This is a genomic window from Janthinobacterium sp. BHSEK (genome assembly GCF_056174685.1).
Genome location: NZ_JBWBYV010000014.1, coordinates 105419 through 119388 on the forward strand (window position 1 = coordinate 105419; position 13970 = coordinate 119388).

At 65.2% G+C, this 13970-nt stretch carries 11 protein-coding genes; 10 read left to right on the forward strand and 1 reads right to left on the reverse strand.

All coding sequences use genetic code 11. The features are described from left to right. Window positions 1–5: 5 nt before the first annotated feature. Entirely contained in the window at window positions 6–1028 is a 1023-nt protein-coding gene (gene chvE / locus AC0V2Y_RS07015; protein ID WP_225243237.1) for a multiple monosaccharide ABC transporter substrate-binding protein, read from the reverse strand. A gap of 429 nt (window positions 1029–1457) precedes the next feature. Between chvE and AC0V2Y_RS07020 the strand changes: the two genes are divergently transcribed. The 10 genes from AC0V2Y_RS07020 (at window position 1458) to araD (ending at window position 13934) form a co-directional block, all read left to right on the forward strand. Beyond that, on the forward strand, window positions 1458–2618 hold the full coding sequence (locus tag AC0V2Y_RS07020) for a fumarylacetoacetate hydrolase family protein (protein ID WP_475415770.1): 1161 nt from the start codon (window positions 1458–1460) through the stop codon (window positions 2616–2618). 26 nt (window positions 2619–2644) lie between these two features. Then, complete coding sequence (gene xylB, locus AC0V2Y_RS07025) at window positions 2645–3412, forward strand: D-xylose 1-dehydrogenase (RefSeq protein WP_475415769.1); 768 nt, start codon at window positions 2645–2647, stop codon at window positions 3410–3412. Next, a complete protein-coding gene (locus tag AC0V2Y_RS07030; RefSeq protein ID WP_475415768.1) occupies window positions 3409–5196 on the forward strand; it encodes an IlvD/Edd family dehydratase in 1788 nt (595 codons plus the stop codon). The genes xylB and AC0V2Y_RS07030 overlap by 4 nt, the downstream gene beginning before the upstream one ends. Before the next feature lie 125 nt (window positions 5197–5321). Continuing rightward, the gene (gene xylF, locus AC0V2Y_RS07035; RefSeq protein WP_099377905.1) at window positions 5322–6296 is read left to right on the forward strand and encodes a D-xylose ABC transporter substrate-binding protein; all 975 of its coding nucleotides are present in this window, start codon (window positions 5322–5324) and stop codon (window positions 6294–6296) included. Between the two features lie 74 nt (window positions 6297–6370). Continuing rightward, window positions 6371–7954: a D-xylose ABC transporter ATP-binding protein gene (gene xylG / locus AC0V2Y_RS07040; RefSeq protein ID WP_475415767.1), complete on the forward strand. Its 1584-nt coding sequence runs from the start codon at window positions 6371–6373 to the stop codon at window positions 7952–7954. Beyond that, window positions 7951–9093, forward strand: coding sequence for a sugar ABC transporter permease (locus AC0V2Y_RS07045; RefSeq protein ID WP_475415766.1), 1143 nt, complete (start codon window positions 7951–7953; stop codon window positions 9091–9093). The genes xylG and AC0V2Y_RS07045 overlap by 4 nt, the downstream gene beginning before the upstream one ends. A gap of 67 nt (window positions 9094–9160) precedes the next feature. Beyond that, window positions 9161–10342 carry a XylR family transcriptional regulator gene (locus AC0V2Y_RS07050; protein WP_475415765.1) on the forward strand — a complete coding sequence of 394 codons (1182 nt, stop codon included), beginning with the start codon at window positions 9161–9163 and terminating at the stop codon, window positions 10340–10342. After that, window positions 10339–11109, forward strand: coding sequence for an aldose epimerase family protein (locus tag AC0V2Y_RS07055; RefSeq protein WP_475415764.1), 771 nt, complete (start codon window positions 10339–10341; stop codon window positions 11107–11109). Before AC0V2Y_RS07050 ends, AC0V2Y_RS07055 begins: the two co-directional genes overlap by 4 nt. Before the next feature lie 84 nt (window positions 11110–11193). Next, window positions 11194–12207 (forward strand): 2-dehydro-3-deoxygalactonokinase, encoded by a 1014-nt coding sequence (locus AC0V2Y_RS07060; protein WP_475415763.1) that lies wholly within the window; start codon window positions 11194–11196, stop codon window positions 12205–12207. After that, complete coding sequence (gene araD / locus AC0V2Y_RS07065) at window positions 12204–13934, forward strand: L-arabinonate dehydratase (protein WP_475415762.1); 1731 nt, start codon at window positions 12204–12206, stop codon at window positions 13932–13934. The genes AC0V2Y_RS07060 and araD overlap by 4 nt, the downstream gene beginning before the upstream one ends. The last annotated feature ends 36 nt before the right edge of the window (window positions 13935–13970 follow it).

Below are 13970 nucleotides of genomic sequence, written 5' to 3' on the forward strand. Positions count from 1 at the left end.
GATGCTTATTTCACTTGCGCTTCCGTGTAGTAGCCGCTACCGGTGACGAGCACCTGCTTCCAGTTCGCCTTGTCGACGGTGACGGGTTTGAGCAGGTAGGACGGCACGACCTTCACGCCGTTGTTATAGGTCTTGGTATCGTTGACGGCCGGCGTCTTGCCGCTCATCATCGCGTCGACCATGTTGGCCGTGACCTTGGCCAGTTCGCGCGTGTCCTTGAACACGGTCGATGCCTGTTCGCCGCGGATGATCGATTTCACCGACGGAATCTCCGCATCCTGGCCCGTGACGACGGGGAACGGCTGTTTCGGCGTGCCGTAGCCGACGCCCTTGAGCGAGGACAGGATGCCGATGCTCAAGCCGTCATACGGCGACAGCACCGCGTCGACGCGCGCATTGCCGTAGTAGGCGCTGAGCAGGTTGTCCATGCGGGCCTGCGCCACGGCGCCGTCCCAGCGCAGGGTGGCGACCTTTTCCATGCCCATCTGCTTCGAGCGCACCACCAGCTTGCCGCTGTCGATGTACGGTTTCAGGACCGACAGCGCGCCGTTGTAGAAGAAGTGCGCATTGTTGTCGTCGGCCGAGCCGCCGAACAGTTCGATATTGAACGGCCCTTTGCCTTCCTTGAGTTTCAGCGCCGATTCGATATAGCCCGCTTGCAGCACGCCGACCTGGAAGTTGTCGAAGGTGGCGTAGTAATCGATGTTTTTCGTGCCGCGGATCAGACGGTCATACGAGATGACCTTGATGCCCTTGTCGGCCGCCTTTTGCAGCACGTTCGACAAGGTGGTGCCGTCGATGGCGGCGATCACCAGCACCTTGGCGCCCTTGGTGATCATGTTTTCCACCTGCGCCAGCTGGTTCGGGATATCGTCGTCGGCAAACTGCAAGTCCGTCTTGTAGCCGCGCTCCTTGAATACCTTGACCATGTTGTCGCCGTCGGCGATCCAGCGCATGGACGACTTGGTCGGCATCGAGATGCCGATCGCGCCCTTGTCGGCGGCGCTTGCCACGGGCATTACCGCCATGCCGGAGATGGCCAGCGCCAGGCTCGCGGTCAGCATTTTCATTGTTGTTTTCATTTCAGGTCTCCACCGTCTTCGATAGTTGAATGTGCCAGGGCCGTCGTCCAGCGGGCGGGCTCCGTGCGGATGGCCGATTGCGGGCCACGGCTGATACTAGTTTGTCCATCCATCCCTCACCAATCACTTTTTTCGCATAGCCGATATCCAAAACGATATCGATAGGCCAATTGATGCGATGCGCCATAGCGCCCCTTCCCGCCTGCGGACAGGGCGGGAGCGGAGGACGAGCGGCGGCTTTTTTTGGTGCACTGCAATACCAATAATCATCATTCAATTTGGTGATTTTCGTAATTGCGGCGACACAGGGCGGCGCGCAGAATCGGTCCGGACTTGAAGACCAGCCATCCCGTCACGACCTTTTGAAAGCTTGCCATGCAGCCGATTTCCCCCGCCTCCCTGTTGCCCGCCGACCTGGCGCAGGCTCTCCTCATCGGCCGTATCTGGCGTGACGGCCCCAGCGTCGTCGCCGTGCGCGGCGGCGAGGTGGTCGACATCACGCAGACGGTGGCGACGGTGGCCGAGCTGTTCGAACGCAGCGATGCGCTCGATATCGCCCGCCATGCGCCCGGCATCGCGCTCGGCTCCGTGCAGGCGCTGCTGGCGCAGGCGCTGGCCGCGCCTGCCGGCGAGCCTTTGCTGCTGGCGCCGTGCGACCTGCAGGCCGTCAAGGCCTGCGGCGTGACCTTCGCCGTCAGCCTGCTGGAACGGGTGATCGAGGAACAGGCGGGCGGCGACGCGGCACGCGCGGCGAGCCTGCGCACCGCCCTGCAAACGACGCTGGGCGGCGACCTGTCCGCATTGAAACCGGGCTCGGACGCGGCGCAGCGCCTGAAACAGCAGCTGCAGCAGCGCGGCGCCTGGTCGCAATACATGGAAGTAGGCATCGGCCCCGACGCGGAAGTGTTTACCAAGGCGCAGCCGATGTCGTCGGTGGGTTGCGGCGCGCAGGTGGGCTTGCTGCCATCGTCGGCCTGGAACAACCCGGAGCCGGAGATCGTCCTGGCCGTCAACAGCCGTGGCGAGGTGCTGGGGGCGACCCTGGGCAACGACGTCAACCTGCGCGACATCGAAGGGCGCAGCGCCCTCTTGCTGGGCAAGGCCAAGGATAACAACGGCTCCTGCGCCATCGGCCCCTTCATCCGCCTGTTCGACGAACACTTCACGCTCGACACCGTGCGCCAGGCGGAAGTGTCGCTGCTGATCGAGGGCGCGGTCGACGGCTTTGTGCTCGAAGGCGCCAGCTTCATGCGCGAGATCAGCCGCGACCCGCTCGACCTGGTGCGCCAGACGGCAGGCCAGTATCACCAGTATCCGGACGGCTTCATGCTGTTCCTGGGGACCATGTTCTCGCCCGTGAAGGACCGCGGCGCGCAGGGCGGCGGCTTCACGCACCACCTGGGCGACCGCGTGACGATTGCCAGCGCCGCGCTGGGCGCGCTGGTCAACGAAGTGCAGCGCTGCGATGCGATTGCCCCCTGGACGTTCGGCGTGCGCGCGCTGTACCAGAACCTGGCCCGCCGCGGTTTGCTTTGATCCGATTTTTTGAAAAGAGAGACACCATGCAGCATGCAACCTATCCCAGCCTGACTGATAAACGCGTCGTCATCACGGGCGGCGGCACCGGCATCGGCGTGGCCATCGTCGAGGCGTTCGCCCGCCAGGGCGCCCGCGTCACCTTTCTCGACATCGCCCGCGAGGCGTCGCTGGCGCTGCAGGAAAGGCTGGCCCACCTGCCGCAGCCGCCCGTTTTCCGCTATTGCGACCTGACGGACCTGGCGGCCCTGGCCGCCACCTTCGCCGAGATCGAACACAGCGCGGGCGCCACGGATATCCTCGTCAACAACGCGGCCAATGACGACCGCCACCAGTTGCAGGACGTCACGCCCGCCTACTGGGACGAGCGCATGGCCGTCAACCTGCGCCACCAGTATTTCTGCGCCCAGGCAGTGGCGCCCGCCATGCGCGCCAAGGGCAGCGGCGTGATCCTCAACCTGGGCTCGATTTCCTGGCACCTGGCGCAGGCGAACCTGTCGATCTACATGACGGCGAAAGCCGGCATCGAGGGCCTGACGCGCGGCCTGGCGCGCGACCTGGGGGGCGACGGCATCCGCGTCAACTGCATCATTCCCGGCGCCGTGCGCACGCCGCGCCAGGAGCGGCTGTGGCATACGCCGGAAGCGGAAGCCGTGATCCTGCAGGGACAATGCCTGCAGCTGCGCGTGGAGCCGGAAGACGTGGCGGCGCTGGCGCTGTTCCTCGCGTCGGACAACGCGGCCAAGTGCGCGGGACGCGAATACTATGTCGACGCGGGCTGGTACGGCGCATGAGTACCCCAGGCAATCGCCAGGCGCGGCGCTTCCGCTCGCAGGACTGGTTCGACAATCCCGACCACATCGACATGACGGCGCTGTACCTCGAGCGCTTCATGAACTACGGCATCACGGCCGAGGAGCTGCGTTCGGGCCGGCCCATCATCGGCATCGCGCAAAGCGGCAGCGACATCAGTCCCTGCAACCGCATCCACCTGGAACTGGCCCAGCGCGTGCGCGACGGCATCCGCGACGCGGGCGGCATCCCGATGGAATTCCCGCTGCACCCGATCTTCGAGAACTGCCGCCGTCCCACGGCCGCGCTGGACCGCAACCTCGCGTATCTGGGCCTGGTGGAGATCCTGCATGGCTACCCGATCGACGCCGTGGTGCTGACGACGGGCTGCGACAAGACCACGCCAGCGCAATTGATGGCGGCGGCCACGGTGGACATTCCCGCCATCGTGCTGTCGGGCGGCCCCATGCTCGACGGCTGGATGGACGGTGAACTGGTCGGTTCCGGCGCCGCCATCTGGAAGGGCCGCCGCCAGCTGTCCGCCGGCGTGATCGACAACGACAAATTCCTGCAGATCGCCGCCGCCTCGGCGCCGTCGGCCGGCCACTGCAACACCATGGGCACGGCATCGACCATGAATGCGCTGGCCGAAGCGCTGGGCATGTCCCTGACGGGCTGCTCGGCCATCCCCGCGCCGTACCGCGAACGGGGCCAGATCGCCTATGCAACGGGGCGCCGCATCGTCGGCATGGCGCATGACGACGTGCGCCCGTCGAGTATCCTCACGCGCGAGGCCTTCCTGGACGCCATCATCGTCAACGCGGCCATCGGCGGCTCCACCAACGCCCAGCCGCACCTGATGGCCATGGCGCGCCATGCGGGCGTGGCGTTGCACTCGAGCGACTGGATGGCGCACGGCTACGACGTGCCGCTGCTGTTGAACATGCAGCCGGCCGGGAAGTATCTGGGCGAGCGCTTCCACCGCGCCGGCGGCGTGCCGGCCGTGATGTGGGAGCTGCAGCAGGCGGGCCTGCTGCACGCGGACCGGTTGACGGTCACGGGCCAGAGCATGGCGGCCAACTTGCAAGGCCGGGAGAGCGCGGACCGCGAGATGATCCGCCCGTTTGCCGCACCGCTGAAGGAAAAGGCCGGTTTCATGGCCTTGCGGGGCAACCTGTTCGACTTCGCCATCATGAAGACCAGCGTGATCTCGCCCGCCTTCCGCGAGCGCTACCTGTCGCGTCCCGGCAGCGAGGGCGTGTTCGAGGCGCGCGCCATCGTTTTCGACGGTTCAAGCGACTATCACGCGCGCATCAACGACCCGGCGCTCAATATCGACGACAGCTGCATGCTGGTCATGCGCGGCGCGGGTCCCGTGGGCTGGCCCGGTTCGGCCGAAGTGGTCAACATGCAGCCGCCCGACGCGCTGCTCAAGGCCGGCATCCTGAATTTGCCGACCCTGGGCGACGGGCGCCAGTCGGGCACCTCGGACAGCCCCTCGATCCTGAACGCATCGCCGGAAAGCGCCGTCGGCGGCGGCCTGGCGCTGCTGCGCACGGGCGACATCATCCGCGTGGACCTGAACGGGGGGCAGTGCGACATGCTGGTCGAGGCACAGGAACTGGCGCGCCGCGCCATGGAACTGCCGCCACCCGTCAACGACAGCGCCACGCCGTGGCAGGAAATCTACCGCGCCAGCGTGGGCCAGCTGGAAACGGGCGCCTGCATGGAACTGGCGCTGAAATACCGCGCCGTGGGCCAGACCCTGCCGCGCCACAACCATTGATGTAGGTCGGGTTAGCGCTCCGCGCGTAACCCGACGTGATTGTAGAAGTACCCCGCAGTTAAAAAATGTAGTTAAAAAATCCAACAAGGAGACACGTAATGAACAAGATCATCAGTGCAGCCATCATGACCGCCATGCTGGCATTGAGCAGCAGCGCCGCCCTGGCCGATGCGAAAAACCCGAAGATCGGCTTTTCCATCGATGACTTGCGCGTCGAGCGCTGGACGCGCGACCGCGATTTCTTCATCGCCGCCGCCGAGAAGCAGGGCGCCAAGGTCTTCGTGCAGTCGGCCGACGCCAGCGAACAGCGCCAGATTTCGCAGATCGAAAACCTGATCTCGCGCGGCGTGGACGTGCTGGTGATCGTGCCGTTCAACGCCACGGTGCTCAACAACACCGTCAAGGAAGCGAAAAAGGCCGGCATCAAGGTGTTGTCGTATGACCGCCTGATCCTGAACGCCGATATCGATGCGTATATCTCGTTCGACAACGAGAAAGTGGGAGAGATGCAGGCCGAAGGCGTGACCAAGCTGCAGCCGAAGGGTAATTACTATTTGCTGGGCGGTTCGCCGACCGACAACAACGCCAAGATGCTGCGCGAAGGCCAGATGAAGGTGCTCAAACCGTTCATCGACAAGGGCGATATCAAGATCGTCGGCCAGCAGTGGGTGAAGGACTGGAGCGCCACCGAAGCGCTGTCCATCGTGGAAAACGCGCTGACGGCCAACGGCAACAAGATCGACGCCATCGTCGCCTCGAACGACGGCACAGCCGGCGGCGCCATCCAGGCCCTGGCCGCGCAAAAACTGGCCGGCAAGGTGCCGGTCTCGGGCCAGGACGCCGATCTGGCGGCGGTCAAACGCGTCATCGCCGGCACGCAATCGATGACCGTCTACAAACCCCTGAAAACCATCGCCGCCGAAGCGGCCAAGCTGGCCGTGCAACTGGCGCGCAATGAAAAGCCGGCCTACAACTCCAGCTATGACAACGGCCTGAAAAAAGTCAGCACGGTGCTGCTCAAACCCACGCCCTTGACCAAGGCGAATGTGAACATTCTCGTCGACGACGGTTTCTATACCAAGGCGCAGCTGGGTAATTAAGTGCTGGTGTCGGGTTACGCGCTGCGCGCTAACCCGACCTACGCCTCCTTCCTGGTCAATAAATGTGAGCTCAGATGTCTGAATATCTGCTTGAAATGAAAGGCATCGTCAAACAGTTTGGCGGTGTCCGCGCGCTCGACGGCATCGACCTGCAGGTGCGGGCCGGCGAGTGCATCGGCCTGTGCGGCGAGAATGGCGCCGGCAAGTCGACCCTGATGAAGGTGCTGTCCGGCGTGTACCCGCACGGCACCTGGGACGGCGAGATCCTGTGGGATGGCCAGCCCCTGCGCGCGCAATCGATCCGCGACACGGAAGACGCGGGCATCATCATCATCCACCAGGAACTGATGCTGGTGCCGCAGCTGTCCGTGGCCGAGAATATCTTCATGGGCCGCGAACTTACCCTGCCCGGCGGGCGCATGCATTACGCGGCCATGTACAAGCGCGCCGACGAGCTGCTGCGCGAACTGAAGATACCCGAATTGAACGTGGCACAGCCCGTGATGAATTACGGCGGCGGCCACCAGCAGCTGGTGGAAATCGCCAAGGCGCTCAACAAGAATGCGCGCCTGCTGATCCTCGACGAGCCGTCGTCGTCGCTGACGGCCTCGGAAATCGCCGTGCTGCTCGATATCCTGCGCGCGCTGAAAGCCAAGGGCGTCACCTGTATCTACATTTCGCACAAGCTCGATGAGGTGGCGGCCATCTGCGACACCATCGTCGTCATCCGCGACGGCAAGCATATCGCCACCACGCCGATGGCGCAGATGAACGTGGAACGCATCATCGCGCAAATGGTGGGCCGCGAAATGAGCCAGCTGTATCCGCAGCGCGCAGTGGGGAACAATGCGCCTGCGGCCATCGGCGAAGTGCTGTTCGAGGCGCGCCACGTGAGCTGCATCGATGCCGACAACCCGCAGCGCAAGCGGGTCGACGATGTGTCGTTCACCCTGCGCCGTGGCGAGATACTCGGCATCGCCGGCCTGGTGGGGGCGGGGCGCACGGAACTCGTCTCGGCCCTGTTCGGCGCCTACCAGGGGCCGTGCCAGGCCGAAGTGTGGCTCGATGGCCGCCGCATCGATACTTCGTCTCCGCAAAAGGCCATCGCCATGGGCCTGGCCATGGTGCCGGAAGACCGCAAGCATCACGGCATCGTGCCGGATCTGGACGTGGGGCAGAACATCACCCTGGCCGTGCTGGAGCAATTCGCGCGTGCCACGCGCATCGATGGCGAGGCGGAATTGACGGCCGTGCGCGGCGAGATCGCCCAGCTGGAACTGAAGGCGGCCAGCCCGTCGCTGCCCATTACGAGCCTGTCGGGCGGCAACCAGCAAAAGGCCGTGCTGGCCAAGATGCTGCTGACGCGCCCGCGCGTGCTGATCCTCGACGAACCCACGCGCGGCGTGGACGTGGGCGCCAAATATGAAATCTACAAACTGATGCTGGCGCTGGCCGACCGGGGCGTGGCCATCATCATGGTCTCGTCGGAACTGGCCGAAGTGCTGGGCGTGTCCGACCGCGTGCTGGTGATGGGCGAAGGCCGCCTGCGCGGCGACTTTATCAACGATGGCCTGAGCCAGGAAACCGTGCTGGCGGCGGCGCTGGACCAGCGCCCGGCACCCGCCGTCAACACCGCAAACAAGGAAGCCGCAGCATGAAACCGCACAGTATCAAACAGCTGTTCACCCAATACAAGATGCTGGCCCTGCTGATCGCCGTGGCGCTGATCTGGGCCTTCTTTTCATGGAAAACGCAGGGCAGCTTCCTCACGCCGCGCAACCTGTCGAATCTGCTGCGCCAGATGTCCGTCACCGGCATCCTCGCCTGCGGCATGGTGCTGGTGATTATCGCCGGCGAGATCGACCTGTCGATCGGCTCCCTGCTGGGGCTACTCGGCGGCATCGCCGCCGTGCTGGACGTCACGCAGCACTGGCCGCTGGCGCTGAACCTGATGGCGGTGCTGGGCTGCGGCCTGGTGATCGGCCTCTTGAATGGCTACCTGACGGCGTACCGCGGCATCCCCTCCTTCATCGTGGGACTGGGCGGCATGCTGGCGTACCGCGGCATCCTGCTGGGCATCACGGGCGGCATCACGATCGCCCCCGTCTCCGAGCCGATGGTCTATCTGGGACAGGGTTACCTGCCCGCGGTGCCCGGCGTCGTGCTGGGCGTCGGCCTGTTCCTGCTGGCCGCCTTCCTGACGTGGCGCGCGCGCGCCAGCCGCGCCCAGCACGGCTTGCCGCAGACGGCGCCCTGGGCCGACGGCTTGCGCCTGGCCGTCATCGGCGCCGTGCTGTATGCCTTCGTACAGACACTGAACGGCTATGAAGGCATTCCGCTGCCCGTTCTGCTGCTGCTGGCCTTGCTGGGGCTGTTCAGCTACATCACCAGCCAGACCGTGTTCGGCCGCCGCATCTACGCCGTGGGCAGCAATATGGAAGCGACGCGCCTGTCCGGCATCAACGTGAAAGCCGTCAAGCTGTGGATCTTCGGCATCATGGGCCTGATGTGCGCATTGGCTGGCTTGATCAACACGGGCCGCCTGGCGGCCGGTTCGCCGTCCGCCGGCACCTTCAGCGAACTCGACGCGATTGCCGCCTGCTTCATCGGCGGCACCTCGATGCGCGGCGGCTCGGGCACCGTGTACGGCGCCCTGATCGGCGCGCTGGTGATGGCCAGCCTCGATAACGGCATGTCCATGCTGGACGTGGACACCTACTGGCAGATGATCGTGAAAGGCAGTATTCTCACCCTCGCCGTCTGGGTCGATGTCAGTACAAGGGCGGGACGCCGGTAAGACCGATGCGTGACCGGCAGCCAGGGGCGAAAATACGTCCCGGCCGCCACATGGAGGAGACGCCAGCATGAAGTTACCGACCGCGCACCGGATCGCGCTGCTGTTCAACGGGAATAAGATCTACGACCGCGACATCATCGCGGGCATCGCCGCCTACCTGAACACCACGCGCGTGTCGTGGGATCTGTTCCTGGAAGAGGATTTCCGCTGTCGCCTGCCCGGTATCGAACGCTGGCAGGGCGACGGCATCATCGCCGATTTCGACGATCCCGCCGTCTGCGCGGCGCTGGCGCACAGCCGCCTGCCCGTGGTGGCCGTGGGCGGCTCGTATGCGCACGCCGAGGATTACCCTGCCGGCATCCCGTACGTGGCGACCGATAATTTCAAGATCGTCAAGCTGGCCTATGAACACCTGGTGGAAGCGGGCCTGAGCCGCTTTGCCTGTTTCAGCCTGCCCGAGGCGGATGTCAACCGCTGGGCCCAGGAGCGCGAAACGGCGTTTTGCGCCCTGATGGAGCGCGACCACATGCGCGCCGACGTGTACCGGGGCGTGGCCACCAGCGCGCCGTCTTGGGACGAGGCGGTGGAGCAGCAGATCGCCTGGCTCAACAGCCTGGAAAAACCCGTCGGCATCATCGCCGTCAGCGATGCGCGCGCGCGCCAGCTGCTGCAGGCGTGCATGCACGCGGGTATCGCCGTGCCGGAGCAAGTGGCCCTGATCGGCATCGACAACGACCCGCTGGCGCGCATGCTCACGCGCATTCCCTTGAGCTCCGTGATCCAGGGCACCGAGGAAATGGGCCGCACGGCCGCGCATTTGCTGCACCAGATGTTGAACGGCGCGCGCCTGTCCGGCACGCGCATCCTGGTGCCGCCGGCGGGCCTGAACGTGCTCGCGTCCACGCGCCACCAGCCCTTCCAGCATCCGCAGGTGATGCAGGCGCGCCACTTCATCCGCCAGTACGCCTGCCAGGGCATCAAGACGGAGCAGGTGGCCGATTATGTGGGCGTGTCGCGCTCCTCGCTCGAAGCGCACTTCCGTCAGGAGCTGGGGCGCAGCGTGCACGATGAAATCCTGCATTTCAAGCTCGATGCGGCCAAGACCCTGCTGGCGCGCGGGCCGGGCCAGGTGGCCGAGGTGGCCGTGCGTTGCGGCTTTACCACGGTGCAGTATATGCACGCCGTCTTCAAGCGCGAACTCGGTTGCACGCCGCGCGAATTCCAGCAGCGCAGCCAGCCACCGCCATGACGATTTTTACCTTGCGCAACGCGCGCGGCATGCGCGTGGCCATCGATGCGCACGATGCCAGCGTGCGGGCCTGGTGGGCGCCCGACCGCTATGGCCGGCTGGCCGATGTGCTGGGCGCGGCATCCCCGACGGCGCGTGCGGCCACGGGCTGGCAGTGCGCGCCGCCGGACGATGGCCACCTGCTGCTGCGCCTGATGCAAGACGGCCTGTCAGTGCGCCTGGCTTACCGGCTTGATGACGATGGCAGCCTGCAGCTCGACTGCGCCGCCACGGCCGATACGGTTTCCCATTTCTCTCTTGCCGCGCCCCGCTTCAATCTGCAGGGCCACCATGCCAGTGTAGGCGACCATGTGCTGCGCCTGGCCGCGGACCGCTGTTGGCCTGGCGGCTGTGCGGACGGCTCGCCGCTCGATGTGGCGGGCAGCGCGTTTGACTTCCGCCAGCCCGCGCCGCTCGCATCGCGCCTGGCCTGGCCCGCGCTGGTGAACTTGCCGGGGTTCCGGCATGACTTTTACTGGACGGGCAGCGGCCAGCTGCGTGAGGTGGCGCGGATTGCTGATCCCGCTTCCGGCCGGGTCCTGCGTTTTTCCAGTAGCCAGGACAGCTGCCATTTGCATTCCGATATGCGCTGTTTTTCTCTGCTGGCGCAGGGCGTGCAATTGCAGCCGGGACAGCTGAGGCGCTTCAAGCTCGCCTACCGTTTGGGCGTGCAGGATATCGACGCGTTTGACATATCCGAACCGGTATCAATGATGTCAAATAAGTGATTGGTCAGATATGCGGGGCAGTTCTACCATGGGGTAGTTTTTCCCTTATTTATTTTTGCCCTTAGCGACGCTGCGAACCTGCCCATGAACATACTCACCATCGATGCCGGCACCACCAATACGCGTACCTTGCTGTGGCGCGCCGGCGCCGTCGTCGCCCAGGCGCAGCTGGAAACGGGCGTGCGCAATACTGCCATCGATGGCCATAACGGCGCGCTGAAACAGGCGCTGCGCGACACCATCGCCAGCGTGCTGGCCAGCGCCGGCATCGCGCCGTCCGGCGTGGACCTGGCGCTCGCTTCGGGCATGATCAGCTCGCCCATGGGCGTGCGGGAAGTACCGCATTTGCCGGCGCCCGCCGGCCTGGCCCAGCTGGCGCAAGGCATGCAGGCGGTGGACTTGCCCGACGTGCTGGCGCAGCCCCTGTGGCTGATTCCCGGCGTGCGCAACCAGCACGGCGCCGTCGGCCTGCATAACGTCGAAGCGATGGACATGATGCGCGGCGAAGAGACGGAAGTCGTCGCGCTGCTCGAGCGCCTGCAGTTGCGCGGCGCGGCGACCCTGATCATGCCCGGTTCGCATACCAAATTGATCAGCGTGGACGAGCAGCGCCGCATCCTCGGCTGCAGCACCACCATCGCGGGCGAGCTGCTGCAGGCGATCACGCAGCACACCCTGATCAAGCAATCGGTCGATGGCGGTTTTGCGCAGACCCTGGTGCCGAAAATGCTGCTGGCCGGCGCGGCTGCGGCGCAAAAAACGGGGCTGGCGCGCGCCTGCTTCAGCGTGCGCACCCTGGGCCAGTTCAGCGCCATCGAATGCAATGAACGGGCCAATTTCCTGATGGGCGCCGTCCTCAGCGGCGACCTGCTGGCGCTGCGCAACAGCACCGCCATCCAGATGCGGCCCGATACGCCGCTCGTCATTACCGGCAAGCCCATGCTGCGCCAGGCGCTCGGGCTGCTGATCGAAGAACATGGATTTTTTTATGGCAAGCGCATCATCGTCGACGACCAGCAGCAGGCCAATCTGGCCGGTCACGGTGCGCTGCTGATCGCCGCCGCGCGCGGCTTGATTTCCCCGCAGGAGACAGTATGAGCAGCAACAAGAACAAGCGTCCTTTGCGTTCGCAAGCGTGGTTTGGCGGCGACGACAAGGACAGTTTCATTCACCGCAGCTGGATGAAGAATCAGGGCTATCCCAGCGACGCTTTCGATGGCCGTCCCGTCATCGGCATCTGCAATACCTGGTCCGAACTGACGCCCTGCAATGGCCATTTCCGCGACCTGGCCGAGATGGTCAAGCGCGGCGTGCTCGAAGCGGGCGGCTTTCCCGTCGAATTTCCCGTCATGTCGCTGGGCGAGACGAATCTGCGCCCGACGGCCATGCTGTTCCGTAACCTGGCCAGCATGGATGTGGAAGAATCGATCCGCGCCAACCCGATCGACGGCGTGGTGCTGCTGACGGGCTGCGACAAGACCACTCCGGCCCTGCTGATGGGCGCGGCCAGCGTGGACTTGCCCACCATCGTGCTGTCGGGCGGCCCCATGTTGAATGGGAATTACCGGGGCAAGCCGATCGGCTCGGGCACGGACGTGTGGAAGTTTTCCGAAGACGTGCGCGCCGGGCGCATGACCTCAAACGAATTCAAGCAGGCCGAATCGTGCATGTCGCGCTCCGCCGGCCACTGCATGACCATGGGCACGGCCTCCACCATGGCCAGCATGGTCGAAGCGCTGGGCGTGACCCTGCCCGGCAACGCGGCCATTCCCGCCGTCGATGCGCGCCGCAAGCTGCAGGCGCAGCTGACGGGCCGCCGCATCGTCGACATGGTGCATGAAGACCTGAAACTGTCGCAAATCCTCACGCGTGAAGCGTTTGAAAACGCCATCATGGTCAACGGCGCTATCGGCGGCTCGACCAATGCCGTGATCCACCTGCTGGCCATTGCCGGGCGCATCGGCGTGGACATGCGCCTGGGCGACTGGGACCGCCTGGGCCGCGAGATCCCCTGCCTGCTCAACCTGATGCCGTCGGGCCAGTACCTGATGGAAGACTTTTACTATGCGGGCGGCTTGCCCGTGATCATCCGCGACCTGCTGGGCAAACTGCATGGCGGGGCGCTCACCGTCACGGGCGCCAGCATGGCCGTCAACGTGGCCGAGGCGGAAAATTTCAATCTCGAGGTGATCACGCCGCTGGCGCAGCCATTCAAGGACGAAGGCGGCATCGCCATCCTGCAGGGCAACCTGGCCCCGCGCGGCGCCGTCATCAAGCCCTCGGCCGCGTCGCCCGAGCTGATGCAGCACCGTGGCCGCGCCGTCGTCTTCAACAGCATCGAGCACTATAAAAAGCGCGTCGACGATCCCGCGCTCGATATCGATGCCAGCTGCGTGATGGTGCTGCAAAATTGCGGCCCGCAGGGCTACCCTGGCATGGCTGAAGTGGGCAATATGGGATTACCGAAAAAACTGCTGGAGCAGGGCGTGCGCGACATGGTGCGCATCTCGGACGCACGCATGAGCGGCACGGCCTACGGCACGGTAGTGCTGCACGTGGCGCCGGAAGCGGCCGTGGGCGGGCCGCTGGCGCTGGTGCGCGACGGCGACATGATCGAGCTGGACGTGGCGGGACGGCGCTTGCACCTGGACGTCGACGAGACCGAGCTGGCGCGCCGGCGCGCAGAATGGCGCGCCCCCGAGCCGGCCATGAAGGGCGGCTACCAGTCCATGTACATCAAGCACGTGACGCAGGCCGACGAAGGCGCGGACCTCGATTTCCTCGTCGGCTGCCGGGGATCGGCCGTGCCGCGCGAGTCACATTGATAACGCACGATCAAACCTGCTGCGCGTCGTCATTTG

Coding starts and splice junctions, on each gene's coding strand:
- AC0V2Y_RS07050 (WP_475415765.1), top strand. CDS start 9,161: ATGAAGTTACCGACCGCGCACCGGATCGCGCTGCTGTTCAACGGGAAT.
- AC0V2Y_RS07055 (WP_475415764.1), top strand. CDS start 10,339: ATGACGATTTTTACCTTGCGCAACGCGCGCGGCATGCGCGTGGCCATC.
- xylG (WP_475415767.1), top strand. CDS start 6,371: ATGTCTGAATATCTGCTTGAAATGAAAGGCATCGTCAAACAGTTTGGC.
- xylB (WP_475415769.1), top strand. CDS start 2,645: ATGCAGCATGCAACCTATCCCAGCCTGACTGATAAACGCGTCGTCATC.
- chvE (WP_225243237.1), bottom strand. CDS start 1,028: ATGGCGGTAATGCCCGTGGCAAGCGCCGCCGACAAGGGCGCGATCGGC.
- AC0V2Y_RS07060 (WP_475415763.1), top strand. CDS start 11,194: ATGAACATACTCACCATCGATGCCGGCACCACCAATACGCGTACCTTG.
- AC0V2Y_RS07020 (WP_475415770.1), top strand. CDS start 1,458: ATGCAGCCGATTTCCCCCGCCTCCCTGTTGCCCGCCGACCTGGCGCAG.
- AC0V2Y_RS07030 (WP_475415768.1), top strand. CDS start 3,409: ATGAGTACCCCAGGCAATCGCCAGGCGCGGCGCTTCCGCTCGCAGGAC.
- xylF (WP_099377905.1), top strand. CDS start 5,322: ATGACCGCCATGCTGGCATTGAGCAGCAGCGCCGCCCTGGCCGATGCG.
- AC0V2Y_RS07045 (WP_475415766.1), top strand. CDS start 7,951: ATGAAACCGCACAGTATCAAACAGCTGTTCACCCAATACAAGATGCTG.
- araD (WP_475415762.1), top strand. CDS start 12,204: ATGAGCAGCAACAAGAACAAGCGTCCTTTGCGTTCGCAAGCGTGGTTT.